Annotated in this window: 20 protein-coding genes and 3 tRNA genes; 9 read left to right on the top strand and 14 right to left on the bottom strand. The window is 34.4% G+C overall.

Going from position 1 to position 23,592, the window contains the following annotated elements; genetic code table 11:
* The 4 genes from H599_RS0105665 to H599_RS0105645 form a co-directional block, all read right to left on the bottom strand.
* On the bottom strand, positions 1–198 hold a 198-nt coding region (locus H599_RS0105665; protein WP_155960745.1), incomplete at its 3' end, for an IS3 family transposase.
* Positions 199–248: 50 nt separating this feature from the next.
* Positions 249–764 carry a transposase gene (locus H599_RS0105660; protein WP_026713234.1) on the bottom strand — a complete coding sequence of 172 codons (516 nt, stop codon included), beginning with the start codon at positions 762–764 and terminating at the stop codon, positions 249–251.
* 160 nt (positions 765–924) lie between these two features.
* A complete protein-coding gene (lepB, locus tag H599_RS0105650; RefSeq protein WP_026713233.1) occupies positions 925–2,562 on the bottom strand; it encodes a signal peptidase I in 1,638 nt (545 codons plus the stop codon).
* Between the two features lie 390 nt (positions 2,563–2,952).
* A complete protein-coding gene (locus H599_RS0105645; RefSeq protein ID WP_026713232.1) occupies positions 2,953–4,062 on the bottom strand; it encodes a lactonase family protein in 1,110 nt (369 codons plus the stop codon).
* A gap of 174 nt (positions 4,063–4,236) precedes the next feature.
* Between H599_RS0105645 and H599_RS0105640 the strand changes: the two genes are divergently transcribed.
* The 4 genes from H599_RS0105640 to H599_RS0105625 are packed head-to-tail and all read left to right on the top strand — an operon-like array spanning position 4,237 to position 8,410.
* Positions 4,237–6,165 carry a vWA domain-containing protein gene (locus tag H599_RS0105640; protein WP_026713231.1) on the top strand — a complete coding sequence of 643 codons (1,929 nt, stop codon included), beginning with the start codon at positions 4,237–4,239 and terminating at the stop codon, positions 6,163–6,165.
* A gap of 5 nt (positions 6,166–6,170) precedes the next feature.
* Positions 6,171–7,427, top strand: a complete 1,257-nt coding sequence (locus tag H599_RS0105635) for a dihydroorotase (RefSeq protein WP_026713230.1) — start codon at positions 6,171–6,173, stop codon at positions 7,425–7,427.
* A 7-nt stretch (positions 7,428–7,434) separates the two neighbouring features.
* Positions 7,435–7,755: a DUF4870 domain-containing protein gene (locus H599_RS0105630; RefSeq protein ID WP_026713229.1), complete on the top strand. Its 321-nt coding sequence runs from the start codon at positions 7,435–7,437 to the stop codon at positions 7,753–7,755.
* 7 nt (positions 7,756–7,762) lie between these two features.
* Positions 7,763–8,410, top strand: a complete 648-nt coding sequence (locus H599_RS0105625) for an alpha/beta hydrolase (RefSeq protein ID WP_026713228.1) — start codon at positions 7,763–7,765, stop codon at positions 8,408–8,410.
* 89 nt (positions 8,411–8,499) lie between these two features.
* Here H599_RS0105625 and H599_RS0105620 read toward each other — a convergent pair whose 3' ends face one another.
* Entirely contained in the window at positions 8,500–9,540 is a 1,041-nt protein-coding gene (locus H599_RS0105620; RefSeq protein ID WP_026713227.1) for an FKBP-type peptidyl-prolyl cis-trans isomerase, read from the bottom strand.
* 79 nt (positions 9,541–9,619) lie between these two features.
* On the opposite strand from H599_RS0105620, the gene H599_RS0105615 reads away from it, so the two are divergent.
* Together H599_RS0105615 and H599_RS0105605 are read left to right on the top strand one after the other, a co-directional pair.
* Entirely contained in the window at positions 9,620–10,009 is a 390-nt protein-coding gene (locus tag H599_RS0105615) for an RNA-binding S4 domain-containing protein (protein WP_026713226.1), read from the top strand.
* 179 nt (positions 10,010–10,188) lie between these two features.
* Entirely contained in the window at positions 10,189–10,686 is a 498-nt protein-coding gene (locus H599_RS0105605) for a phosphoribosyltransferase domain-containing protein (RefSeq protein WP_026713225.1), read from the top strand.
* On the opposite strand, the gene H599_RS0105600 is transcribed toward H599_RS0105605, so the two are convergent.
* Positions 10,678–11,196 carry a shikimate kinase gene (locus H599_RS0105600; protein WP_026713224.1) on the bottom strand — a complete coding sequence of 173 codons (519 nt, stop codon included), beginning with the start codon at positions 11,194–11,196 and terminating at the stop codon, positions 10,678–10,680. The genes H599_RS0105605 and H599_RS0105600 overlap by 9 nt on opposite strands.
* A gap of 127 nt (positions 11,197–11,323) precedes the next feature.
* Between H599_RS0105600 and H599_RS0105595 the strand changes: the two genes are divergently transcribed.
* The 3 genes from H599_RS0105595 (at position 11,324) to H599_RS0105585 (ending at position 11,637) form a co-directional block, all read left to right on the top strand.
* Positions 11,324–11,396 (top strand) — tRNA-Lys (locus tag H599_RS0105595).
* Between the two features lie 44 nt (positions 11,397–11,440).
* Positions 11,441–11,513, top strand: a tRNA-Lys gene (locus H599_RS0105590).
* A 41-nt stretch (positions 11,514–11,554) separates the two neighbouring features.
* Positions 11,555–11,637: transfer RNA gene (locus H599_RS0105585), tRNA-Leu, on the top strand.
* Positions 11,638–11,783: 146 nt separating this feature from the next.
* On the opposite strand, the gene H599_RS20260 is transcribed toward H599_RS0105585, so the two are convergent.
* From H599_RS20260 to H599_RS0105540, 8 genes are all read right to left on the bottom strand, one after another.
* Positions 11,784–12,380, bottom strand: coding sequence for a S24 family peptidase (locus tag H599_RS20260; RefSeq protein WP_051590653.1), 597 nt, complete (start codon positions 12,378–12,380; stop codon positions 11,784–11,786).
* Positions 12,381–12,469: 89 nt separating this feature from the next.
* Positions 12,470–13,255: a gluconate 5-dehydrogenase gene (locus H599_RS0105575; RefSeq protein ID WP_026713223.1), complete on the bottom strand. Its 786-nt coding sequence runs from the start codon at positions 13,253–13,255 to the stop codon at positions 12,470–12,472.
* A gap of 30 nt (positions 13,256–13,285) precedes the next feature.
* Positions 13,286–14,611, bottom strand: a complete 1,326-nt coding sequence (locus H599_RS0105570) for a sugar porter family MFS transporter (protein ID WP_026713222.1) — start codon at positions 14,609–14,611, stop codon at positions 13,286–13,288.
* Between the two features lie 31 nt (positions 14,612–14,642).
* Positions 14,643–15,884, bottom strand: coding sequence for a glycoside hydrolase family 88 protein (locus H599_RS0105565; protein ID WP_026713221.1), 1,242 nt, complete (start codon positions 15,882–15,884; stop codon positions 14,643–14,645).
* A 21-nt stretch (positions 15,885–15,905) separates the two neighbouring features.
* Positions 15,906–17,822 carry a glycoside hydrolase family 127 protein gene (locus H599_RS0105560; protein WP_026713220.1) on the bottom strand — a complete coding sequence of 639 codons (1,917 nt, stop codon included), beginning with the start codon at positions 17,820–17,822 and terminating at the stop codon, positions 15,906–15,908.
* 305 nt (positions 17,823–18,127) lie between these two features.
* Positions 18,128–19,729: a hypothetical protein gene (locus H599_RS0105550; RefSeq protein ID WP_035141210.1), complete on the bottom strand. Its 1,602-nt coding sequence runs from the start codon at positions 19,727–19,729 to the stop codon at positions 18,128–18,130.
* Positions 19,730–19,739: 10 nt separating this feature from the next.
* Positions 19,740–21,689 carry a glycoside hydrolase family 97 protein gene (locus H599_RS0105545; RefSeq protein ID WP_051590652.1) on the bottom strand — a complete coding sequence of 650 codons (1,950 nt, stop codon included), beginning with the start codon at positions 21,687–21,689 and terminating at the stop codon, positions 19,740–19,742.
* 11 nt (positions 21,690–21,700) lie between these two features.
* Positions 21,701–23,365 carry a glycoside hydrolase family 43 protein gene (locus tag H599_RS0105540; protein ID WP_026713217.1) on the bottom strand — a complete coding sequence of 555 codons (1,665 nt, stop codon included), beginning with the start codon at positions 23,363–23,365 and terminating at the stop codon, positions 21,701–21,703.
* Positions 23,366–23,592 lie beyond the last annotated feature (227 nt).

Here is a 23,592-nt window from a genome sequence, read left to right as displayed (position 1 = left end):
CCCCAATAGTTTCATCAATCTTAAAACGGTTTTATGATTGATAACGATTCCTTTGTTTTGAAGTTCATCGGTTATTCGTCTATAACCATAACGTCCTTTATGTCGTTGATAAATAGTTTTAATCAACTCTTTAATCTTTTTATATTTATCAGGTAATCGGCTTTGTTTTTGATGATAATAAAAACTACTTCGTGCCATATTTGTTAGATCTAGAAGCAATTCTAAATCAAATTTATGCCTTAACTCTATTATGGCTTTGGTTTTCTCCTGGCTTGAATTAAGGCTTGTAACTTTTTTAGCAATTCATTCTCACAACGAAGTCTTTCGTTTTCTTTTAAAAGTTCTTCTTCTCTTGTTAAAGGTTTGTTTGGTTTGCTTTTTTTACGTTTATCACTCATAGAAATTGGTCTGCCTTTTTGTTTTGGTTCTAAGCCTTTTATTCCAAAGTTAGCAAAATCTTTTTTCCATTTTAAAACAATGGAAATATCAGGAATATTAAACCTAACACTAGCTCTTAATAATGAAAGAGATTCTTTTTCTATAGCTGTAACCACTTTTAATTTAAATTCAGAGGAATAACTTTGATTCATTCGTGGCAATAAACCTATTTCGCCATAAGTCTTGTAAAAACTGACCCATTTACGAATATTCCATCTCGGAATCTGCTTCAATTTTGAAACATATCCATCCGTATAATGTTTCTTTAAAACTAATTCTACGCATTCTAATTTAAATGCATAATCATACTTTACTTTTCTTTCCATAAAAAATGCCTCAAATAGTGTCTAACTTTTTGGGGCATGTTCAAAAACTCATTTTTAGGCTTTGTTGCTTTTTATTGTTTTGTAAAAATCAAACAAACTGGCGAACACATTTCAATACGTTTTCCGGTATCGGTTAAGGCTCATCTTACTGTGTTGAATTTCATTTATTTTTTAACTCCATAAAAGCCTTATTCTTTCTTCTTTTTATTAGTTTATCAGCTATGATAAAAAAACCTAATAAAACTAAAAAGTGGATTAAATATGATTTAGGTTCACTATGTATACTCACCACAGAAAAAATACGATTCCATCTTACTTTATTTAATCCTTTTCCATCTTTATCCCAACTAAACCAAATAAATACTGGTTTACCAACTATATGATCAAAAGGAACAAAACCCCAAGAACGAGCATCCAAGGAGTTTTGACGGTTATCTCCCATCATCCAATAATAATCTTGCTTAAAAGTATAGCTATTATTTACTTTTCCGTTAATTATAATTTCATTACCATTAACTTCTAAACTATTTTTTTCATACTCCTGAATAATACGCTTATAAAATGGAAGTGATTTTATATCTAGCTTTACAGTTACACCTTTCTTAGGAATATAGATAGGTCCAAAATTATCTATGTTCCATCCCAATGAATGAACATGAGGAAAAACTTCTTCATTATTACCTTGTCTTTTTGGTGTCAAGTATTTTGTAACACTTTTTACAACTGGATTTTTGGCTATTAAATCGGCTTCTTTGTCTGTTAAAGTTAAAAAATATTGCCCCTCATTTGTTAAAGCGAAAGTTCCATTTTCGTACTTCATACCTTCTCTGGCTCCATATCGATGTACGAGAGCATCCTGATTTATACTTTCTCCTTTTGTATCTACTAAAAAATTAAATTGAGGCTTGGCACTTTCCGGCATTTTACTCAATTTGCCATTAATGTAAATAGCTCCATTACGAATTTCTAAAGAATCTCCAGCTACACCAACACACCTTTTTACCAAATTTGTTTTTTTATCAATAGGTTTATAATAGTTTCTGTCTGGTTTAAAATTATCCATATCTCTTAAAGTATCTGCAGGTTGATTAAACACAACAATTTCATTACGCTCAATTTTTTCTATTGCAGGAAATCTAAAATAAGGTAATTGGAATTTATTTAACCAACTTGTTCCTTTCTTTGTAGCATCATCGCTAAATAGATAAGACTTTAGTTTAAAAAAAGGTATTGAATCATGCACCATTGGCAATGCAATTGCTGTCATTGGAGTTCGCGCGCCATAATTAACTTTACTTACAAACAAGTAATCTCCAATTAATAAGGTCTTTTCTAAAGATGAAGATGGAATCGTAAAAGGCTGAATAACATAAGTATGAACTAATGTAGCTACAATAATTGCAAATAAAAGTGAGCTTATTGTATCTCCTGTTTTTGTTTGAAATTTTAAATCACGATTTTCTATATAAACTAGATTTTCAGAAGTATAATTTAAATAAGCAATATAAAAACCGAATGTTACTAAGACTAATAAAGTATCCTGAGTGGTGTTTTTTCCAAAACTTCTAATTGTCTCAACCCAAATTACAGGAATCATTATAAGATTAATAATGGGAATGAAAAGTAATAAAAACCACCATATTGGACGTTTAATAATTTTCATTAAAACGACTAAATTATATAATGGTATAAAAGCTTCATAAACTTTTCTACCAGCTTTTAGATAAAGTTTCCAAGTAGATAATCCATGAATAATTTGTAGTACAAAAATAAAAATTAACCATTCTGATAAACTCATATTAATCTTTTTTATTAATTATTATTATAATTTTAGAATTCTAGTTAGCCTCATAAATAGACTATTAACAGTAAAATTTTTCTTTAAATAATTCAAATACGATGATACATATTTTTTTATCAAAACACTATTAAAATATCATAAAATTAAGCTAAATTCTTACTCTAATTTTATTATTGCTTATAATTAGGAATTATATTCGTTTAGTAGCCAATAAAATATCCTGCTGCAAAAAAAATAATTAGAAATAGTCTTGAGATTTCAGAAAGCAATCTGCAGTTTACAGAAATAAAAAAAGTTTTCAGATTAAGAATAACCTATAATCTGAAAACTTTTTTTTCTTTTAAATTCTTAAACCTGCTTTCTCCTTTCTGCAGCCTGAAATCAGTTTTACTTCTCCGTAAAAACCAAACAAACCGGAGCACACAATTCGATTCTTTTTCCGGTATCAGTCAATGCTCCTGTTTCTTTATTACGTTTAAAAACAACCACATTATTAGTATACTGATGTCCAACTAACAAGAAATTACCGCTTGGGTCAATCGCAAAATTACGAGGACCGTCACCCAAAGTACTGATTCGGGAAGCCAATGCTAATTTTCCATCTTTTAAAATTTTGAAACAACTAATCGTATTGGCTTCTTTTCTGTTGGTTGCATATAAAAATTTCTCATCTGGCGAAATATGAATATCGGCAGCTGTAAAAGGTTTTGTAAAACCATCCGCTACTACAGTAGTTTCCTGAACTAATTGCATTTTTCCTTTTTTATAATCAAAAACCGAAAGCGTTCCATCCAATTCCTGTAACAAATACAACTTACGTCCATTTTTGCTAAAAACAAAATGCCTTGGTCCACTCCCTGCTTTCACACTGATGCTGTCTTTTAAAGCTAAAGGCTTTACTGCTTTTGAATCATATTGGTACACATACAATTTATCAGTTCCCAAATCGGTTGCCAACACAAGCTTGTGATCGGGTGAAAATTGTACCGAATGCACATGCGATTTTTCCTGACGGGCAGGATTTACTCCTTTTCCTGAATGCTCTATAAGCTGCTTTAATTCCGTAAGACTTCCATTTTTATTTTTACCAAAAACCGCCACACTTCCGCCGGTATAATTGGCTGTTATCACGTTTTTGTCATCATTAATAATGTAACAAGGTCCCGGATTTTGAATCTTTTGCTTATTCAAAAAATCTAACTTTGCATTTTTCGAATCGTAGCTAAAAGCGCTAACGGTACTTTTAGGTCCGTCTTCATTAACCGAATACACAAAATCATTCTTTTTAGAAACCGTTACAAAACTGGGATTGATAATATTCTCTGTTGCAGATTTAAACTGAGAAACTCCGGTTTCTGCATCAAAATCATAAACATAAATCCCTTTGCTTTCGCAACTCTTGGTGTAAGTTCCAATGACTAAATTAAATTTCTTTTCCTGCGCCTGAAATTGTTCACAACACAATAATGCAAATGCAATTAAAAAGCTTTTCTTCATTTTTATCGTTTTTAGTTGAACGCTAAAATACATATAAAATACTAACAACTATCGGTTCCTGCTACGATTGAAAAAATACCAAGTCTACATGCTTAGAACTTTGGCACAAATTTGTATTTTTGGAAAGAATTCACTGCTATTATTTTTATAACAGCCAGTAAACATTTGAACTCCATGCATTTTAAACATCCGGAAATTCTATACTTTCTTTTTTTATTGCTGATACCTATTTTGGTTCATTTGTTTCAGTTTCGAAAATTTAAAAAAGAATATTTTACCAATGTTCGTTTCTTAAAATCGATTTCTATTCAAACCCGAAAAAGTTCCCAACTCAAAAAATGGTTGTTACTCGCCTGCCGATTATTGCTTTTTTTCTGCCTGATTTTGGCTTTTACCCAACCTTTTTTTGATGCAAAAGACAGCCAAAACCGTTCGAATGAAACCTACATTATTCTGGACAACTCTTTTAGTATGCAGGCCAAAGGCAAAAAAGGCGAATTATTAAAAAGAGCCATTCAGGAACTGCTGGAAACTACGCCGGAAAACAAAAAATTCTCCTTACTAACCAATACCGAAAGCTATTGGAACACCGATATTAAATCGATTAGAAGTACGCTTCAAAATCTAAAATACAGTGCGATTCCCTTTGAGTTAAACGCCATTTTAGTCCGAATCAATGCTCATCCTACAAATGCTAAAAAAGACATTATTGTGATTAGCGATGCTGTAGGAATGAATGAAAAACAACTCAAAAGCATTTCTAAAAATGACCTTTGTTACTTTGTAATTCCGGAATCGGAACAAAAAAACAACCTGAGCATTGACAGCGTTTTTATTGCTGAAACCACGAATGATTTTTATGATATTGAAGTCAATTTGTCCCGTTTTGGCAACGAAATCAAATCGGTTCCTGTAGCAATTTATAACCAGAAAAAGTTAATCGCAAAAACGGTTGCTAATTTAAACAGTTCCAAAAAATCATTACATTTTAATATTGCCAAACAGGCTTTTCAGGGTTATGTTTCCATTTCCGACAACAGCCTGACTTACGACAACAATTATTATTTTAGCATTGCCAACACCAAAAAAACAAAGCTAATCAGCATTGGCAAAAATGCCAAAAGCAACTTTTTACAACGCATTTATACGCCGGACGAATTTAATTACAGTAACAGTGAGTTAAGCACTTTAGACTATAATACACTCGAAAAACAAGACGCGATTGTACTCAATGAATTGGAAGAAATTCCGCAGGCTTTGCAAATTACGCTGAAGGATTTTGTTCAAAAAGGCGGCAATCTGATTCTTATTCCGTCTGTCAAAAGTTCCGCCACGGCGCTAACTTCTTTTATGAGCGCTTTTGGCAATTTCCAATTTAAATCTATCGAAACCAACTCAAAACTAATCACCAAAATAAACTTTGATCATCCCTTGTTTTCAGGCGTTTTTGAAAACAAAATCAGTAATTTTCAATATCCAATGACTAAAAGTTCGTTTGGAATTTCAAACAAACAGTCGGCCGCTTTATTGTACGAAGATCAAAGTCCGTTTTTATCGGCAATCCAAAATACTTCCGGAACCGTTTATGTTTTTTCGGCAGCTTTAAATACCGAAAATTCTAATTTTCAACAATCACCTTTAATTGTTCCTGTTTTTTACAAAATGGCACTTTTTAACCAAAATAACGGCGTAAACGCGCTAACAATTGGCAATTCTAATGCATTTATTGTTGAAACTTCTCTTTCCAAAGACGGTATTTTGGAAATCAAAAATGAACACGAACAATTTATCCCAACCCAACAAATGAGGAATACAAAAGTAAAACTCACTTTTAACGACCTGCCACAGCAAGCCGGAAATTTTGAAATTTACAATCAAAAACAATGGGTTGAAAATATCAGTTTTAATTACAACCGAAGCGAAAGCAATCTTCAGCAAACCAATACCCAAATCCTATCCAATTACCCAACAACCGATTCGGCAGAAAGTATTTTTCACCGCCTACAAAGCGACCGAATGGATAAGCAACTTTGGAAATGGTTTGTTATCTTTGCACTGCTCTTCCTGATATGCGAAATGGCGATTATAAAATTCCTGAAATAAAAAATATGACAATCATTATCCGAAACGCAAAAATTATCGATCCGCAAAGCCCTTTTCATCAGCAAACGGCAGATATTTTAATAGTAAATGGTTTAATTGAAAAAATGGGGAGTAATTTACCCAATCCAGATCATGCCGAAGAACTAAAACTGAATAATCTTCATGTTTCCCAAGGCTGGTTTGACAGCAGTGTTTCATTGGGAGAACCCGGTTTTGAAGACCGCGAAACCATCGCCAACGGATTAAACGTTGCTGCCCAAAGTGGTTTTACAGCCATTGCTTTGCAACCGAATTCTTTTCCGGTAATTGACAATCAATCGCAAATCAATTTTGTTAAAAACAAAGCTTTCGGACAGGCAACAGAACTTTTTCCTATTGGAGCTTTGACCAAAAATTCCGAAGGAAAAGACATGGCAGAGATGTACGACATGAAACAATCAGGCGCCATTGCTTTTGGGGATTATAATAAAAGTTTAGACAATGCCAATTTGCTTAAAATTGCCTTACAATACACACAGGATTTTGACAGCGTGGTAATTGCTTATGCTCAGGACGCCAACATCAAAGGAAACGGAGTGGTTAATGAAGGCGTTGTTTCTACCCGTTTAGGACTCAAAGGAATTCCAAATTTAGCTGAAGAATTGCAGGTAGCCCGTAATTTATTCTTACTTGAATACACCGGTGGAAAAATGCATATTCCTACGATTTCTACAGCAAAATCGGTTGCTTTAATCAAAGAAGCCAAAGCCAAAGGTTTAAATGTAAGTTGCAGCGTGAGCGTACATCATTTAACAATGACGGACGAAAAATTAGACAGTTTTGATACCCGTTACAAAGTAGCTCCGCCATTACGAACGGAAGCAGACCGTCAGGCTTTATTAGCCGGAGTACTGGACAACACCATCGACATTATTACTTCCGACCATAATCCGATAGACATTGAACACAAAAAAATGGAATTTGATTTGGCTAAAAACGGAACTATTGGTCTGGAAACTGCTTTTGGAACTTTGACAAAAGTGTTGCCTTTAGAAAAAGTAATCGAAAAATTAACAGCGGCAAAAACTATTTTTGGCATCGAAAATCATCCGATAAAAGAAGGCAAAAAAGCCAATCTGAGTTTATTTAATCCGGAAGGAACAAGCATTTTTACCAAAGAAGCCATTTTGTCCAAATCTAAAAACTCTGCTTTTTTAGGTCAGGAATTAAAAGGAAAAGCCTACGGAATTGTAAATCAGGGAAAAATAATTTTAAGCAAATAAAAATACAATGACTTTAGATAAAGAAAGTAAAAACATAGCCATCATAAGCTATTTCACGATTATTGGAGCTGTAATTGCGCTGTTTATGAATAATGACAAAAAAGATCCTTTTGCCTCTTTCCATATTCGTCAGGCGTTGGGTATCTTTTTATCCTTTTTTTTAATTGGGTATTTTATTGGTTATTTTGACAGCTGGACCATTTCTTCTGCCTTTTATATCTTTTATTTTATTCTTTGGATTTACGGATTTCTGGGAGCTTTGCAAGGACAAATGAAAGCGATTCCTATTTTAGGCGAACAATTCCAAAAAATATTCAAAAACATCTAATTCCAAAATGAATTTATCCTTAGAATACCTCATCAGAGAACCCAAAATAAAATTAGACACAAATCCGCTTCTATTATTATTACACGGTTACGGCAGCAATGAAGCCGATTTGTTTTCTTTTGCTTCTGAATTACCCGAAGAATATTATGTAATTTCTGCACGTGCTCCTTATGACTTACAATATGGAAGTTATGCCTGGTATGCGATTAATTTTGATGCCAATGAAAATAAATTTTCTGATCACGAACAGGCAAAATTATCCCGTGATTTGATTGCTCAATTTATCGAAGAATTGGTTGCTAATTATCCTATTGATGAAAAGAAAGTAAGTCTTTTAGGTTTTAGCCAGGGTGCGATTTTAAGTCATTCCATCGCCTTATCACATCCAGATAAAGTGCAAAAAGTAATTGCGTTAAGCGGTTATATTAGCGAACCTATATTTGAAGAAAATTATAAAAACAATGATTTCTCCAATTTAAAAATTTTCGCTGCTCATGGAACAGTCGATCAGGTGATTCCGGTAGAATGGGCCAGAAAAACAAAATCGTTTTTGAGTAATTTAGGAATTGACGTTGTATATCACGAATACCCTATCGGTCACGGTGTTTCACCTCAGGAATTTTATGATTTCAGAAATTGGCTTACACAAAACTAAAAATTAATTTTTTCCCAAATTAATTACACAAAAAATCCCGTCTTGATGAATCTCAGGACAGGATTTTTTTATTATCTCAAAATGAAAATCTAGTGACAATTTTTATCTAAATGCTTTTTAATTCTTGCTTCATTAGTTGTATTTCCACCACAATCAGGAATTGAAGCAAAAGGAGTCACAACACCATTAACCGTTATTTCAAATTTAGTTACATAACCATCGTTATCATCATCAACATCTAAAAAATCAGGAACTCCATCTCCATCAGAATCGTCCGGATTAATTGCACCCTCTGGCAACTCCTGTTTTGTCCACATATAACCATCACCATCTATATCTTCTTGATAAGATAAAATTTTATCTGGATTTACAGTATAATCATTAGCTCCATTTCCAAATCGTATGAAACCATCTATATCACTTCTTTTTATTTCATACAATTTAAAACTAAAAACTAAAGGTGAATAGGATGGAATTCTTCCTTGTTCGGCATTATAATACCCTAGTCCCGAAGGAATAAACATTACACCCGCACCAAAATCATTATAAGAAATAGTACCGTCAGAATTAGATACATATGTTCCTGTTTTAAACTGCGGAAAAATTTCTTTCCATCCCCTTATCAGTTCAAATAATCCCATAAATCCTCGTGGATACAATACTTCTTCAAATAGTGTAGAAGTAATACTAGTGACTCCATTAGAATCCACTTCTTTCAAGTATTTACCATTATAGGAAGTAAAAACTTCATCTACATTACAAGGTTTTTCACCAACACCTTCTCTCAAAACTAAATAATATAATTTATACGTAATTCCGTCATCTTTTACATCACGACTCAAAAGTTTTGGAAAAGTATTACTATTCAAATATGACTTTATAGATCTTTGATTAACAGGATCTGTAATTTTAGTAAAAACTATATCTTGGTCTTCTGGTTGTCCAGGAGCATTGGTATGCACAAAAGTATAAGTCTCCAGATATTCCTCAATAGTGGCTTTCTCAATTACATATTGTTCTGCATAATCTTTAGGAGGTACTACTTCAATAGAATTGTTATCGTCTTTCGAACACGAAAATAACGCGAGGCTTGTAATTATTAAAATAAAATAATACTTAAATTTGTTCATTATAGCTGAATTTTAAGTGCGCAAGATACAATATTGATTTATTTTTGTAAACTATTTAACTTTGATTTTATAACTTTTTATGCGAATAGATAAATATTTATGGTGTGTAAGATACTACAAGACCCGAAATATGGTTACCGAGGCCTGTAAAAAGAATCATATCACCGTAAACGGCGTGGTTGCTAAACCTTCTAAAGAAGTTTTCCCTACCGATATAATTACTTTTAGAAAAGATCAAATTACCCAAACCATTACCGTATTAGACATCCCCGATAATCGTGTGGGAGCCAAATTGGTCGATATTTACAGAAGAAATGATACGCCGCCCGAAGTTTATCAACATCTGGAATTACTAAAATTATCCAAAGAACATTATCGTAAAGCCGGAACCGGTCGTCCCACTAAAAAAGACCGTAGAGATATTGATGATTACGGAAACGAGAATTATCCCGAAGATGATGAGGATTGAGTTAAATTCCAAAACTTCAGTGTAAAATTCCAAATCACAAATCACAAATTCCAATCCTGAAGTTTTAGAAATCAAAATTATAAACCTGTTTCCAAATTGGAATTTGGGATTTTCTTATTAGGATTTGGATTTTTTTATATTGGAATTCAAATTTAATTATATTAGCAAAAAAACAAATCATGAGCAAAAATATCATTCTTAGTCATCAGGAAATTAAACACAAAACCAAAAGAATTGCATACCAAATTTACGAAACCTTTATTGAAGAAGAAGTAGTAGTTTTGGCCGGTATTGCAAAAAACGGTTATGTATTTGCCGAAAAAATTGCTCAGGAACTTCAATCCATTTCCGACCTCAAAGTGTTATTATGCGAAGTTTATATTGACAAACAACATCCGCAACAGCCTATTCAAACTTCTGTTCCAGCTCAGGAATATGCCAACAAAGGACTTATTCTTATTGATGACGTTTTGAATTCAGGCACAACCTTAATTTATGCAGTAAAACATTTCCTGGATGTGCCTTTAAAAAAATTCAAAACTGCGGTATTAGTAGACCGTAATCATAAAAAATACCCTGTAAAAGCCGATTTTAAAGGTATTTCCCTTTCTACTTCCTTATTAGAACATGTACAGGTAGAATTTGACCAAAATAACAGCTGCGCCTGGTTAAGCTAAAATTGCCAAAATTTCCCCTACGGTCTGCTCAATAGTTTGCTCATCTACAGCAACAATATATTGTGCCTGATTGTAATAATAACTTCTTTCAAATAAATGAGTAGCAATAAACTCTTTCATCTCCGCATCATTTTTGTTGGCGATAAGGGGTCTGTTGCTCTTGTTTAAAGACAAACGGCTTACTAAAGTATTGATAGAGGCTTTTAAATAAACCGACAATACATCTTCTCGCTTTAACAACTCATGATTATTGGCATAACATGGAGTTCCTCCTCCTAATCCTATAATAACGGGCTCTGTTAAATTTAATAATTCGACAAAACATTCGTGTTCTAGCTTTCTAAAATGAATTTCTCCCTTCTCGGCAAAAATAGTTTTAATGTCCATTTTGACCTTTTTTTCAATAAATTCATCTAAATCGATGAACGGGACAGCTATTTTTTTTGACAATTCTTTAGCGATGGTTGACTTACCACAACCCATGTAACCTAACAGTATAATTTTCTTCATAGAATAAAACCCTATAAATTAGAGTGTTAAAATTTATTATTAAAAAAAGACAAATTTATAATAAAAATGCTTGGAAAACTTAAAATAAAGTCCTTATATTTGCACCCGCAATCAGGGAACGATGCAAGACTCGATAGCTCAGTTGGTAGAGCACATCACTTTTAATGATGGGGTCCTGGGTTCGAGCCCCAGTCGGGTCACAAACGAGTGATTCACTTGAAAAACAAACGTTTTCTGATGCAACGACTCGATAGCTCAGTTGGTAGAGCACATCACTTTTAATGATGGGGTCCTGGGTTCGAGCCCCAGTCGGGTCACAAAAGGTTAAGTAAAATTTACTTAACCTTTTTTTCTTTTAGGCCATGTGGAGAAACGGTAGACTCGCCATCTTGAGGGGGTGGTGCTCGCAAGGGCGTGAGGGTTCAAATCCCTCCATGGTCACTTTGAAATATTTAAAACCCCAGCAAACACTGGGGTTTTTTATTATTTATACTGGTATTTGTATCAACATTTGTATCAACATTATTATATCTAAACAAACCTATTTATATATAAACTTATAAATTTACTATTGAATTTAAACCTATTTACATTTCTGTTTTACAAATATATCTCACTTGTAAAATAGAACGAATACTACTCACAGGCATTTCAATATCTTCATAATCTTCATTTCTTGAAGTCAACAAAACATTACCTTCAATAGTAGATCTCTTCAAATATTTAACCATACGTTGTTCTTCGGTAACAATTAAATACTTCATACCGTAATTAAAAAAACTCCAGTCTTTAATAAATTTATAACCTACTTTATCTCCATTTGAAATTTCAGGATACATTGAATGTCCAAAAGTTGGAAAAGCAATATCACAATCTACACTTACAGGAACATGGATGTAATCACCCGGAACAAGACTTTGTACATCTCCTTCTTTATCCGTCAGACTGGTCTTTACTCCTACAATTCCGGCTACTATTTTCCAAATTTCGGCTCTTCGAAAATGATATTGCCAAGACAATCTTTTATTTGGAGCAACCACTAAAATTTTTGGACTTAACTTATTGGTAATTCTAATCGAGTCCATTTCAAGGTGAGGGAAATATTTAGCTGCAAAATCAGCTGCCTGACCTTCGTCAATTACGAAAAAACCTCCCCCAAGGTCTAGAATTATCTTTCCTGACAACCGTAAAATTTTCTTTTTTTAATTCAGCTTCAATTCAATTAAAAACCAGCTCTTTAATATTATTTTTATCTGTATTAATATCCATTAATCTATTCATTTGAAGGTTTTCCGATGGTAGCCAAAATTCCACCGTCCACATAAATCACCTGACCGTTCACAAAATTACTCGCATCAGATGCCAAGAAAACTGCTGTTCCGGCTAAATCTTCCGGATCACCCCAACGTCCTGCCGGAGTTCTTCCTATAATAAATTCATTGAAGGGATGACCGTCCACACGAATTGGCGCTGTTTGTGAAGTGGCAAAATACCCCGGACCAATTGCATTTACCTGTACATTATATTTAGCCCATTCTGTAGCTAAGTTTCTGGTCAACATTTTCAAACCTCCTTTGGCGGAAGCATAAGCACTAACATTGTCTCGCCCCAACTCACTCATCATCGAACAGATATTAATAATCTTTCCAGACTGACGTGCTATCATTCCTTTGGCTACTAATTTTGACATGATAAAGGGTCCTACTAAATCGACATCGATTACTTTACGGAAATCTTCTACTTTCATATCAATAGCTAAAACACGCATGATAATACCAGCGTTATTTACTAAAATGTCAATTTTACCGTGATTAGCTTCAATCTCTGCCACTTTCTTTTCGGCATCAACCTCATCGGTTACATCAAACGCATAACCTGTTGCTTTGAATCCTGCCTTTTTGTATTGTTCGATAGCTGTATCTAAAGGTTCCTGAACATTATTGGTAATAATTAACTCTGCTCCTGCTTTGGCTAAACCTTCTGCCATTGCCATTCCTAATCCGTGTATTCCTCCGGTAACCATAGCTGTTTTACCTTCAAGACTAAATAAATTTGTCATTCTTTATTATATATTAGTTATTAGTTTCACTTATTTAGTTGCCAGACTTTCTGATAATTCTTCCAAAGTCTTTCCTTTAGTCTCCGGCATTTTAAAGAAAACCCATAATAATTGCCAAACCATCATCAGACAGAAAATAGCGAACACTGTTGTAGAACCAATTTCTTTAAACAAAAACGGAATGAATGAGGGGATTAAGGCAGCCAATACCCAATGAACTGAGGTTCCAAATGAAGTTCCTGCTGCTCTTAACTTATTAGGAAATAATTCAGATATAAAAACCCAAATTACCGAACCCTGTCCTACTGCATGAGAAGCGATGAATAAAAAGAAAAATACAGGAACTGCCATTCCTTTCCACTCAAAATAAAAAGCCAGAGTTACTAATCCTAAGGAAACAATATAGCCTACAGAACCTAAATACATTAAAGTTTTACGACCATATTTATCAATTAAGGAAATTCCAATTAGGGTAAAAATCAGGTTAACAATTCCAATCCCAATACTGCTAAAAAACGATGCTGATTTTTCTAAACCCGCCAATTCAAAAATACGCGGCGCATAATACAAGAAAGCATTAATCCCTGAAAACTGATTGAAAAGTGCGATGAAAAAAGCCAGCATTAATGGTTTTCTATATTTTTTCATAAAAATAGACTCATCAGCTATTTCTTGTCCTTTTTCATTTTCCATGGCTTTTATTTCCTCAGCCACTTCTTCCTCTGTATTCACCAAACGTAATATCTCAACCGCTTTTTCTTTGTCTTTTTTATATTCATAAATCCAACGCGGACTTTCGGGAATTCCAAAAACTAATACGGTGTAAATTAAAGCCGGAGCTGCTTGTACACCCAACATCCAACGCCAGGAATTTTCGCCAATATCCTGCAATAAATAATTGGATAGAAAAGCAATCAAAATTCCGAATACAATATTAAATTGGTATAAGGCTACTAACTTTCCTCTATCTTTGGCAGGAGCAATTTCAGAAACATAGGTCGGTGCGGCAATCGTTGATGCTCCAATACCTAAGCCTCCTAAGAATCTAAAAATTGAAAATACTATAGAATCATTTGCAAAAGCAGTTCCTACAGCTGAAAGGAAAAATAAAATACCAATAGCAATTAAAGTTTTTTTACGTCCTAAAGCATTGGTAGGGATAGCTCCAAAAATAGCTCCTATTACCGTCCCCCAAAGGGCTGATGACATCACTACCAAACCGTGATACAAATCGGAAGAATTCCATAATTGTTGCAATTGCTTATCAGCACCTGAAATCACTACGGTATCAAAACCAAATAGAAAACCGGCTAAGGCAACAACTATAGACCAGTATATTATTTTTTTATTATTCATTTTTATATTTTATTTTTTGATTGGTTATTTATTAATTGAATTTATAAGTTAGTAAAGGTTGTTCTCCTTCCTTCATTTTTTTATATCTCAATAGAGCTTCTACATAATAATAATCAGCGTAAATGATTGAGTAATCAATTTCTGATCCTGCCGGTTTATGCCCTGTAGAATGCAACAACAATGCTGTATTTTTATCCCTGCTCTGATAATGTTCTGAAAGTTCTTTTAGCATCGCTTCGGCTTTATCAAAATATTCTTTTGCTAAAACAGCATCCTGAGTATAGGTCGATAATTCTAAAAGAGCCGATGCCACAACTACTGCAGCTGAAGCATCACGAGGAGCCTTTGGAATCATTGGATCATCAAAATCCCAATAGGGAATTAAGTCTTTTGGTAATCGGTCTAAATATACCCGGGTAACTTTATGTGCAAAATCCAAAAATTTAGGATCTTTCGTTTCTCTGTAAACCATAGTATAACCATAAATTGCCCAGGACTGCCCACGAGCCCACATACTGCTGTCACTATAACCCTGATGCGTTACCGCTTTTATTTTTTTACCGGTTTCTTTGTCGTAAATCACTACATGATACGAAGTATAATCCGGTCTAAAATGATTGTTCATCGTTACGGTGGCGTGACTCACCGCCATATCGTATAATTTTTTACTTCCACCATTTTTAGAAGCCCAAAACAACAATTCGAGATTAATCATGTTATCCATAATCGTATTATGTTGAGGCCATTCCATATTAGGCACCTCTCTTGGCCAGGATAAAATCGTTCCTACTTTTGGATTGTAAAGCGTTGCCAAGGTATCGGCTGTTTTTAATAAAACACTTTTATATTCCGGATTTTTAGTGATACGATATCCATTTCCATAACTATTAAAAACCTGAAAGCCTAAATCATGATCCAATGCCGGACTAACAGAAAGTGGTGCCAGATAATTAGTAAATTTATCCGCCGCTGTTGCCCAGTTTTGATTGCCAGTTGCTTCATATAGATACCAAAGCTCTCCCGACCAGAAACCACTGGTCCAATCTGTATAATCTACATAACGCCATTGTTTGCTATCTGGAGCAATATTTCTGGGAATAGAACCTTCCTCAGGTATTTGTTTTAAGGCTTCAGTAGTTTGGTTAACACAATAATTTAATTGCGCATCAACATCAAAGTCTTTATCCAATTTAGCATTTGTATATTTACTTCCACATCCCACTAAGAGAGAGGAAGTAATAAGAGCTCCTATAATTTGTTTTTTTATATTCATAATATTTTCTAGATAAATCTTTTATTTTGTCAAATTCCAATAAATAATATAACGCTCCCCATGAATTGCTGAGATAGGTTTCAAAATGTTGCCTGTACCTTTAATCTGGAAATCTAATGTTTCTTTATTCAATCTTAAACTGTTTTCTGTTAGCTGTTTCAATGAAAAATCCAGTTTATTTGTTAGACTAGCAGGAACATAATAGTCATAAGTATAATAATCGTTATAGAGCTTTGGATTGCTATATGGAGCTGGATTCCGCATTCCATCAGTACCTTTAACTCCTGCTAAAACTACCGGACCATAGGTTATGGCTGCCACCTTAGGATTATCAGCTGTAGGAACTACTTTTATTTGCATTCCAAAAGAAATATCAATATTATCACCATCACTCCAAGTACGGTTTAATACTATATAGCTTCCTGGTTTTGATTTAACCAATTGTTTTTTACCGTTTACTTTCACTTCCACATTGTTTGCCCATGAAGGGTAGCGAATATGGATTGGCATGTTAACAGCTGTCTTTGTACTCAAACTAAGGTTAACATTTCCGTTATTTGGAAAACTTGTTTGCTGCCTGATAATTATTCCTTTTTCTTTCCAATTCAATTCAGACGGAATAAAAAGGTTCACATAAAGCCCTTTATCATGGTAATAAATAAACTCCCCGTATTTTGCCTGATTTTCAAAACCACTTCCCACACAACACCAAAATGAATTTTCAGGCGTACTGTAAACCTTATGTGCACCGGGTTTCATCGGTAAAAAATAAGCTACCATCCCTGTTTTTGGATCCTGCTGTCCCAAAATGTGATTGTAAAGTGCTTTTTCGTAATAATCCACATATTTTATTTGCGGATTATAGCCATACAAATGACGGGTCAGTTTTAGCATATTATACACATTACAGGACTCTCCTGTATAACCACTCAAATGCTCTGAAAGATGATCTGGTTCAAAAAATTTCTCCTTATCACTATTACTACCTGTAACAAATGTGTGATGATCAACAACCGTATTCCAGAAAAACTCAGGGATTTCACGGTTTTTATTTCCTCCTTCCAATTCATAATTTCGTGACAAACCTATTAGTTTAGGGATATAGGTGTTGGCATGTTTTTTATTGAGATTATCAACCTTATCCAAAAGCGGATTCAATGCTTCTTCGTGATAGAAAAATTCGGCAAGGAATTTATACTTATTGTCTCCTGTAATTTCATATAAAGCATAAAAAGAATCATTCATTCCCCCAAACTCATTTCTAAGCATTCTTTTACGTTCTTCATCAGTCAAAGGCTTGAACTTTTCATAAGCCCAATCAGCCATTCCTTTAGCAATTTCTAATGCCGGCTTACTATCACAATACAGATATTGGTCTATTAAACCCGAAAATAATTTATGTTGGGTATACCAAGGAGCCCAAACACTTTTTCCTCCAATGGCGCGGTCTATTAAATTTTGTGGAAATGCACTCAGATAGCCTTTTTGATTCAATATTTTTTGAACCTCAACCAAGCCCGTAACCAAACTATCCGCTTTAACTTTGTACATTTTCTCTCCCGTAGCAGCATATAATAAAGCCAAACCGGAAAGAATATGCCCCGTACTATGACCTCTTAAATCACAATCCAGCGATTCCCAACCTCCTAATTTATTCACCGTAAAATAACCACCTTCCTGACTACTAAATGTCCCTGCATTAGTCCTGAAACTATGCAACAATCGATTAGCATCTATATTCATGATCCACTTACTTTCACGCACCATATTATCCTTAAAAGGACTGTCCAATAACTTCACATCATGGAGATCAAATCCTAAAACTTTTACGTTTTTAGTATCATCTAATTTCAATTTCCCCTGATGCTGTCCCGGATAATGAGATTGCCCATACATACTAATTGACATGCCTGCTACTAAGATTAAATACTTAATCATTAATTTTCTTTTTTATTAAAATCATTCTGTTTTTTATCTAAAAATGCTTCCTGACAAAAGTTCTTTTTACTTATTTCTTTGCTACTTTTCATCAACAAAAATTATCCTTGCTAAGAATATTCAATGTTAGTCAGAAAAATATTTTCGACAGATAAATTATGATGCAATCAGTATAAATTATCATCCTTATACCCTATAAAAACCTGTAAATACTGCAGTTTACCAATCACTCTCTTATTTCCACAAAAAAAGCAGTTAAACTTTGTTGCTTAACTGCTTTGCTTTTTTCATTTATAAAAACCTAATTATTTCTTAATCCAAAAACTTTGTTCAACAGGTTCCGCAGATTGTAATTCATCTGCAACTCCATATTGCCAAGCTACCACGATAACTTTAATTGGAAATTTTGTTCGTGGAGGAATTTTAGTAAAATGTAATGCATTATCTTCTATATAAGCCGGACCTTCTTTTACATAATACCCTACTTTGACCCCAACACTTGATTTAGCATTTAATGCTATTTTTTTCACACCAAATGCTACATCATTAATTGTTGAAAAATCAATCTGCTGTGGTGTTCCTTCTTGATTTTTAATTGGAAAACGTAAATGCAACTGTTGTACCGCACTTTTATAAACAGAATCACCATCATTGTGAGCCAAAAGCCAAATATCATTGCTTCGTTTGCTATTATTAAAACCCAGTTTATCAAAGCTAATTTGGAAAACAGTATCATTAACTTTCTTTACAGGACCACAAATACGGTCAATTAAAAGTGGTGTTTTTGCAAAATCAGAAACTGGTTTTAACCTTAAGCTATCTGAAAAAAAAGCTTTTAAAGTAAAAGAAATACCATCCTGTAAAGGTTTAAAATTTAAAGTATAGTTGGCATGGGTTTTATCAGACTGAACTATTTGTCCATTTTGAATCAAACCAATGTATTGCTTTTTCTTTCCTCTGGATTGGGCGTAAAACTGTTCTGTATTTCTTGCCATTTTTTTATCAAAAACCCAGGAAGCGGTTTCTCCGTCTCCCTTAAAATTTTTGAATGTAGCAGCCTTTGCCAATGGAATAGAATCCTGTCGCCACTTATCCATTAACCAACCTGATTCGGGTTTAACAACGTTAAGCTGTGGTTTTTCATTTAATGTAGCTTTAGCTGAGATTCTTTTTTTTGCAGCTTCCCGAATATAATTGGCCACATATTTTACCATTTCATCTGAATAATCAAAATGACCATGACCGGCATCGGCAAATAATGTAATTACGCTTTGGGGATGTTTTTGAATATAGTTATAAGCTGGCTGTATCCGTTTTTCCCACCATTCGTATTCCCCCATGATGAATAAGGATGGAATTCCGTCTATATTTCTGTTACCCCAATCGGGATTCGGTTTCCCGTTTCCTGTTAGATTCGTTTGAGGAGCATCACCATGAATTGAAACTAAAGTTAAGGTTCGCTCGGGGTTAAAAGCCGCAAAATTCCATGGAAAACTTGCCATTGCCGAATGCCCGATAGGAATGATTGGAGCGTAAGCTAATTCCTGATAACCGGAAACTTCAGCCAAATCGTTGAACATATCTGTAATAATCTTATCCTCTCCTTTGGTCATATCATACATCCAGCTTACCACCGGTGTGACCCATACTTCAGCAAAACCCAGTTCGGCCATTACTTTTCTGAAATAGGCGTGTTCCAAAATTCCTTCTTCGATCATGTTGTGTTGGCCCAAAACAATTCCTTTAACCTGCTTGCAATTCTCAGGAATCCATAAATAAGCCTGCGGATGCTGCTTTGTTTCGTCAGAAATCATTCCTTTTACCGGAGTACTCCATTGCCAAACCTGTGCATAGCTGTTCAGACAAATGAAACACAAAGCAAAATTTAAATAATTTAGAATTCTCATTTTTGAAAATTTACTTTTTAGAAACTTCAGAAATAATCAGCGCCACACCGCCTGAAGCTTTTAGATCAAAATTCAATACTTCTCCTCCTTTAATTTTTAATTCAGAAACAGCTACTTTGGTACGCGTTGCTACTTTGTCATCATCCTGAAATGATTGTACTATGTATTTTTTTCCTTTTTGAAGGAAGTTAGTTGGAATTTTAATTTTACGATTCTCTTTGTTTGTAATTGCCCCTACTAACCATTCTTTTCCACTTCTTCGGGCAACTGTAATATATTTTCCTACTTCACCATTAATTACTTTAGTTTCATCCCAAACCGCTTTTACCTTATCAAAAAATTCAATTTCCGGCTCTCCCTGATATGCAGAAGGCTGGTCATACCAATACATAAATTGAATTGGACTGTAATATACCGCTGCTAATGCCAATTGGTGTGCATGTGTATTTTTAATCGCTTTGCTATAATACGCAATCGTATAATCGGCTGGTCCTGCTAAAAAACGTGTAAATGGTAAAATCGTATTATGATCGGCATCCGGCATTTCTTCGTTGCCGCGGATTCCTTCCTGTGTCATTAAATTAGGATAGGTACGGCTAAAACCGGTAGGACGGTATTCGTCATGAATATCCACCATCAAACCGAATTCCGCACATTTCTTTACCGCTTCATGCATCCAGGTTGTCCAACGCTGATTTCCTACCTGGACAAAACCAAATTTAATTCCTTTGATTCCCCATTTTTTATATAAAGGCAAAATAGAATCTAATTGTTGAATCAAAGCTCGTTGATTCACATAAACCCAAAGCCCAATTCCTTTTGAAGCGGCATAAGCCGTCAATTCAGGCATATTAAAATCTTTGGTTTCAGAAACTGTAGTTGCATTGGAACTCATTTTCATTTCAGGGCCATACCAGCCCGCATCTAAATGAATGTATTGTAAACCTCGTTCGGCAGCAAAATCGACACATTTTTTAGCATCCTCCTGAGTTAATTTTGCTACACGAATTACTTTTCCCGGTTTAATCCAAGAAGTATCCTTAATTTGATTTTCCGGATTTAGATTCAAAATGATTGTATTGTTTTTTATTAAATCAATATCCTTATCCGCAGCCATAATTACACGCCAAGGAGTACTATAGGCAGGAATTACATCTACACTACTGTATAATGTAGCCTGTAAGGTGTTGGGTTTTGTGGCATTTAAACTAAACTTCATTCGGGCATAGTCAATCATTTGAGCTTCAGCAATTGCGACTGACAAACCATTTGTAAGTTTCATTGTCAAAGGGCGTTCGCTCTGACCTTTCCAATCTTTCAGTAGCAATAAAGAATAATGCCCTTGCGCCCAGGGTTCATAATAAGCCAAAGTACCTTCTGGCATCGTAAACTGGGTTTGTTCTCCTACAATATGCAGGAATAATCCATTTGTAGGCTCTGGAAAATGGTATCGAATAGCTACCCCTTCATTGTAAGCACGAACAATAACGTTCATAAAATAGCTTTTGTTCTTATCGTAACCATCGCCTTGCTTTTCTTTGGGAAGCTCACCTTTACGAAACGACACTGTCATTTCGTTATAATTATTATGAATAGCAACATTTTCACCGTAAACGGGCTTCCATGTTTCATTTACGGCATTACGTTGAACTCCGGTAAAATTTAAATTCTCGCCCCAAACTTTACAACTATCATTTGGTATTCCAAGAGCCGACTCGAAAGTCTGATTTTCAATCAAAACGCCCAGTTCTGATTCCTCTACAACTTTTTCCCCTTTAAAAGAAAGAGTATAATACATTTGTTTCTCACCTTCATTATTCTGCTTTTGATAAAAAGCGAATTCGTAAGCTCCGTCAGGAGACTTTAGGTTTTGTACTGTTTCCTTTATGATCGTTTGTGCATTTATTGTTGCTGCACAACAAAGGAAAACACCTATTGTATAAATTTTAAATAATTTCATTTCTTCAATATTTATTTTGTTATCCTAAACCAGTCAAAATCGGCATAGCCTCCCATTTTAACATTGGGTTGACTGATGGCAAAAATTCCAATTTTGGCTGATATCCATAAATCCTTTTCGGCTTTGGCTTTTTCTCCTATTTCAGTAAAATCAGTTCCGTTTTCACTGTAACTGAATTGACAAACGGCATCAGGAGCGGTGATTCTCATTCGTAATTGTATCTCATTCGAAGACAAAGGCTTTTCTTCTATTATTTTCTCCACCGTTCCTTCATTTGCATTGGTACAACTGATTTGTTGCACCCAATATTTCCCATCATGATAGGCAATAGCAGCATAAGCATAGGATTTTCCCATTAATAGCAAACCTGCTTTTTTCCCCGAAGTTTGCCACTCGCTAGTTAATTTAACTTTAGTCGTTGCTGTAAAATCAGGAGCCGGTAATTTTTGTAACAAAAGATTGGGTACATTCCAAAGATTGGGTTCCCCTTTCTGACTTAAAGTAAAAAGCCTCAAATAATCTGTTCCGGGAATTTGAGCACTCCATTTTATCGAAGAATTTGCATACCATTGCCATTGTAAACCCGATTTTCCATTATCAAATTCGTCGCTCTCAACGGGATGTACAATTGGTAAATTATTTCTGGTTACTGGTTTTATTCCGGAAAGTATCGGTTCTCCAACTCCGTTGCCATCATAATCTTTCCCTATCATTGGCCAGGCTTCTTTCCATTCCATTGGTTGTAGATGCAACACACGTCCGTAAACTCCCTGATCCTGAAAATGGATAAACCAGGAAGCATTATCAGGAGTCGTTACCCAAGCTCCCTGATGCGGACCATTTATTGCAGTACTTCCCTGTTCTAAAACAATTTTATCTTCATAAGGTCCGTAAATATTTTTAGAACGCATCACCACCTGCCAACCCGTTTCAACGCCACCGGCAGGAGCAAAAATGTAATAATAGCCGTCTTTTTTATATAATTTTGGTCCTTCCATCGTATGGTGATTGTCATGACCATCAAAAACATTTTGTCCTTCATCCAATACTTTTGTCCCTTCAGCATTCATTTTATTGATGGTGAGTACACTGTTGATACCGGCACGACTTCCTGCCCAGGCGTGAACTAAATAAGTATTTTCTCCATCCCAAAGCGGACAGGGATCAATAATTCCTTTTCCTTCCAGAACTAGTATGGGTTTTGACCATTTGCCATAAATATTTTTGGTTTTAATCATATAAACACCAAAATCAGGATCACCCCAATAGATGTAAAATTCACCTTTATGGAAGCGTATTGCCGGAGCCCAAACTCCTTTACTGTGCTGCGGAATATTAAAAATAGCTTCAGGAATCTGTTTTTCCAAAGCATAATTGATAATCTCCCAATTCACTAAATCTTTAGAATGCAAAATGGGTAAACCCGGTACACAATTAAAACTACTGGCAGTCATGTAAAAATTATCTTTTACCCGAATTACATCAGGATCAGAATAATCAGCATATAAAACAGGATTCGTAAAAGTCCCGTCTCCTCGATCTGATTGCCAAACTTTAGAAACATAGTTTTGAGAATTAGATTGACTTCCAGGCTGTTTTTCACTTCCCGACTTACAAGAGTATAAAGTAAAAAAAGCTATTGCAATATAAATTACATATTGAATTCTAGAGATCATTAGATTAGTGTCTTAAATTGATATTGGTCTTATTTATATATTTGTTTTACTAATTTTCTTTTTTGCTTGATCAAAAAAGAAACAAAAAAATATTCATGCGTTTTTATTGTTTTTTGGTATTCATGAATCTTCGATTTCAAGTCTTACGCTTTCTCGTCGGTCAAATTAGTTTTCGAATACTAAAAGAAAAGAACTCGTCCCGAAAGCTTTCGGGACTCAGACAGCTT

This window comes from Flavobacterium daejeonense DSM 17708, from assembly GCF_000425425.1.
Lineage (GTDB): Bacteria > Bacteroidota > Bacteroidia > Flavobacteriales > Flavobacteriaceae > Flavobacterium > Flavobacterium daejeonense.
The sequence above is the reverse complement of the archived record's forward strand: the minus strand, read 5'-3'. Positions and strand labels throughout refer to the sequence as shown.